Here is a 4,040-nt window from a genome sequence, read left to right as displayed (position 1 = left end):
TTTACGTACGCTAGGATCGAACGAACGGCGAACACTGACGGTGCTAACGTCGGAAGGGTATGACGACAGCCTGGTCGAGGAAGGCGCGCATACCTTCTTCATCGACGGTCTGACGAAAAGCGGCATGCGCGGCATCATCAGTCGCGAACAGGTTGTCCCAGACCGTAGACGTTCCATACTCGTTTTCGACTTCGAGCGACCAGCTCGGCTCATTTTCCAACCGAATGATGTTCACTCTCACGGTGACGCCCTGCTCGGTGACGATACCAGACAGGCTCGAGGTAACGATGTTGGGATCGCGTTCGTTCATCACTCTTTCCTCATACTTTGACTGCGGTCTTGGCAGTGGTGCCTTCGAGAGCCTTGTAGAGCGCGGTTTTGCCAACCTTGAGGCGCGTGGCCGCCTCGCGGACAGTCAGCCCTGCCGCGATATGATCGCGCGCCTTGCGCAATTTGTCAGGCGTGATGACCGGACGTCGACCGCCAAGGCTCCCTCGTTCCCGTGCAGCCTTCAATCCGGCGTTGGTGCGCTCGCGGATTAGATCGCGCTCGAACTGGGCAAGCGAGCCGAAGATGTTGAACACCAGCATGCCGCCTGACGTGGTGGTGTCGATCTGCTCGGTAAGCGAGCGGAAGCCGACGCCGCGCGCGGCGAGTTCGCCAACCTTCTCGATCAGGTGGCTCATCGAGCGGCCAAGACGATCGAGCTTCCACACGACCAGTGTGTCGCCAGCGCGCAGATAGGCCAGTGCCTCGGCCAAGCCTGGCCGATCGGTCTTTGCGCCGGACGCATGGTCGTTGAACGTCCGCTCGCAACCGGCCGCGTTCAGCGCGTCGTGCTGGAGCGCCAGCTTCTGGTCGCCGGTCGATACTCGCGCATAGCCAATCAGCGCCACAGCCGGTCCCAATCTGTCCGTTTTCCCATCGATTTGCATTCTTGTCCGAATCGCCATCACGGGTCCAGAGTTGACGGACATATTCATGCTGGCCGCCAGAGGACCGTCTGACGGACAGAGCGAGAAAGGTCGTGGCACATGGCAAGGCGGCGGTTGCTGACACGCGAGGCGCTCGCCCCGCATTACGATCCGCCGACCGAAGAACGGGAAATCGCCCGTTACTTCACCCTCAGCCGTGAGGATCTCGATCTTGTCGGCGAACGCCGGGGAGCGTCGAGCCGGCTCGGGTTCGCACTGCTGCTGCTCTACATGCGTTGGCCAGGCCGAGTGTTGGAGGCGGGAGAGAGGCCGCCCGGTGCCATCCTCGCCTTTGTCGCCGATCAGATCGACGTGCCGACAACGGCGTTCGACGATTACGCCCGTCGCGATGAAACCCGGCGCGCGCATCTCGCCGATCTCATGCAGCGGCTCGGCTATACCGCTTTCGACCGGAACCACTTTCGCGCGATCGTGGCGTTCGCGATGCCGGTCGCGCAGACTGCCGCCCAGCCTCTCCTGCTCGCTGGCACCGTGATCGACGAGTTGCGCCGACGGCGGGTGCTACTGCCACCATCGGCTGTCATCGAGGCGATCGTCAGACACGCGCGCCAACAGGCCGAACAACTCACCCATGCAATCCTGACCAACGGCATCGAGCCGGAAAAGCTGACGGCGCTGGACGCCTTGCTGACCCGGCGATCGGATCAGGGGACAACATGGCTGGCCTGGCTGCGCAATGCCCCGCAATCGCCGGCGCCGCGCAGCATCCTGCGGTTGCTTGAACGGCTCGATCATGTCCGCACGCTCGACCTCGACCCGGCGCGCGCCACCATGATACCGTCGGCAACCTTCGATCGACTGGCCGACGAGGCAGTGCGGATCACGCCGCAACATCTCGGCGAGCTGGCGGCCATGCGCCGCCACGCGACGCTCGCGACCGCAGCCATCCGGCTCGAGGAAAGCCTGACTGACGCCGCGCTCACCATGTTCGACAAGCTGCTTGGCAGCATGGTGCGCCGCGCAGAAAACCGGACGCGCGACAAGGCGATCAGGACCGTGCGCGAGATGCAGGGGCATTTGCGCACGCTAACAAATAGCTGCCGCGTGCTGATCGACGCGCACGCCAAGGGTATCGACTCCCTTGCGCGTATCGGCCCCTTCGACTGGGAACGGTTCGGCTCCGCTGTCGCCCAAGCGGAAGTCCTCGTCCGCCCCGAGACGATCGACCGCACGGCCGAACTGATCGAGCGGCATCGCACGGTGAAGCTGTTCGCCGGTCAATTCCTGCGGGCGTTCGCTTTTCGCGGTGCCGGACCGGTCCAGGGCATCCTCGATGCGCTCGCCATCATCGCTGATCTCTACCATACCGGCAAACGACGCCTGCCCGACAAGGTGCCGCTACGCTTCGTGTCGGCAGGCTGGCGACCCTTCGTGATCCGCGACGGCGTCGTCGATCGCGCAGCCTATGAACTCTGCGCGCTGTCCCAGCTTCGCGACCGGTTGCGGGCCGGCGATATCTGGGTGGCAGGCAGTCGGCAATTTCGAGACTTCGACAGCTATCTCATTCCGCCAGCCACCTTTGCAGCGTTGCGCGAGAAGGGGCCGCTCCCGCTCGCGATCGAGTCCGGATTCGATCAACATATTGGGGAGCGCCGTGAGCGCCTGGACCGCGCGATCGAACGGGTGACGGTACTGGCCAGGCAAGGTGAACTGCCCCAGGTCCGCCTCGATGAAAATGGTCTGATGATCTCGCCGCTGAAGGCGATCACGCCACCCGCCGCAGAGGTCGCGCGTCGCACCGCCTATGATCGTCTCCCTCGCGTGAAAATCACGGACATCCTGCTCGATGTCGATGCGTGGACCGGCTTCGGCGACTGTTTCACACACCGGCGCTCGGGCCGTCCTGCCGACGATCGCAACGCGCTGCTGACCGTGATCCTCGCCGATGGCATCAATCTCGGCCTGACCCGCATGGCGGACAGCTGCCGGGGCGCGAGCCTGCGCCAGCTCGCCCATCTGCATGACTGGCACATCAGCGAGGCTGCCTATGGCGAGGCGCTGGGGCGCTTGATCGACGCTCATCGCGCAATGCCGCTCGCTGGATTATGGGGCACCGGCGTCAGTTCATCGAGCGACGGGCAGCAATTTCATGCCGGCGGGCGCGGTGCCGCGATCGGCGATATCAACGCGCGCAACGGCAACGAACCCGGCGTGTCATTCTACACCCATATATCGGACCAGTATGACCCTTTCGGCTCGCGCGTGATCGCCGCGACCGCAGGCGAAGCACCCTATGTCCTCGATGGCTTGCTGTACCACCAGACCGGGCTATCGATCGAAGAGCATTATACCGATACGGGCGGCGCGTCCGACCATGTGTTCGGGCTGATGCCGTTCTTCGGCTACCGCTTCGCGCCCCGCCTACGCGATATCAAAGAGCGCCGCCTGCATCTCCTGCCCGGGCAGGAGGCGGGGCCGTTGCTCGCCGGCATGGTCGGCGATCCGATCGCGTACGACCATGCAGCTGCGCATTGGGACGAACTGCTGCGGCTTGCCACCTCGATCCGGACCGGGACCGTCACCGCCTCGGCGATGCTGCGCAAGCTGTGCGCCTATCCGCGCCAGAACGGCCTGGCACTGGCATTACGCGAAGTCGGGCGGCTCGAACGCTCGATCTTCATGCTCGACTGGTTGCAGGATATCAATCTGCGCAGGCGAACCCAGGCCGGGCTGAATAAGGGCGAGGCGCGCAACGCGCTCGCCCGCGCATTGTTCTTCAACCAGCTCGGCGAGCTGCGCGACCGTCGGTTCGAAAACCAGTCCTATCGCGCCTCCGGTCTCAACCTGCTGGTCGCCGCGATCATCCTGTGGAACACCCGCTATCTCGAACAGGCATTGGCGGACATGAACACGTCGGACGACATTGCCCGCCATATCGCGCCGCTGGGTTGGGAGCATATCGCGCTCACCGGCGACTATAGCTGGGAGCGGGACGATCGGCCGGCACCGCATCAGCTGAGGCAGCTTCGCATTTCACCATCACTTCTTGCCGCGTGATATGATCCGGGGATGGGAATTGCCGACCCGCGCCCATTCAGGCGAGCA

General features: G+C 64.0%; 3 protein-coding genes. 1 reads left to right on the top strand and 2 read right to left on the bottom strand.

The genetic code is table 11. The features are described 5' to 3' along the window. Positions 1–43: 43 nt before the first annotated feature. Positions 44–310, bottom strand: coding sequence for a hypothetical protein (locus SX1_RS21855; protein ID WP_019054813.1), 267 nt, complete (start codon positions 308–310; stop codon positions 44–46). Between the two features lie 10 nt (positions 311–320). Beyond that, the gene (locus SX1_RS21850; RefSeq protein WP_026150044.1) at positions 321–896 is read right to left on the bottom strand and encodes a recombinase family protein; all 576 of its coding nucleotides are present in this window, start codon (positions 894–896) and stop codon (positions 321–323) included. Between the two features lie 138 nt (positions 897–1,034). Between SX1_RS21850 and SX1_RS21845 the strand changes: the two genes are divergently transcribed. Further along, the gene (locus tag SX1_RS21845; protein WP_026150043.1) at positions 1,035–3,992 is read left to right on the top strand and encodes a Tn3 family transposase; all 2,958 of its coding nucleotides are present in this window, start codon (positions 1,035–1,037) and stop codon (positions 3,990–3,992) included. The last annotated feature ends 48 nt before the right edge of the window (positions 3,993–4,040 follow it).

Origin of the sequence: Sphingobium xenophagum NBRC 107872 (genome assembly GCF_000367345.1) — a bacterium.
In the GTDB taxonomy this organism is placed as follows: domain Bacteria; phylum Pseudomonadota; class Alphaproteobacteria; order Sphingomonadales; family Sphingomonadaceae; genus Sphingobium; species Sphingobium xenophagum.
The sequence above is the reverse complement of the archived record's forward strand: the minus strand, read 5'-3'. Positions and strand labels throughout refer to the sequence as shown.

Coding starts and splice junctions, on each gene's coding strand:
- SX1_RS21855 (WP_019054813.1), bottom strand. CDS start 310: ATGAACGAACGCGATCCCAACATCGTTACCTCGAGCCTGTCTGGTATC.
- SX1_RS21845 (WP_026150043.1), top strand. CDS start 1,035: ATGGCAAGGCGGCGGTTGCTGACACGCGAGGCGCTCGCCCCGCATTAC.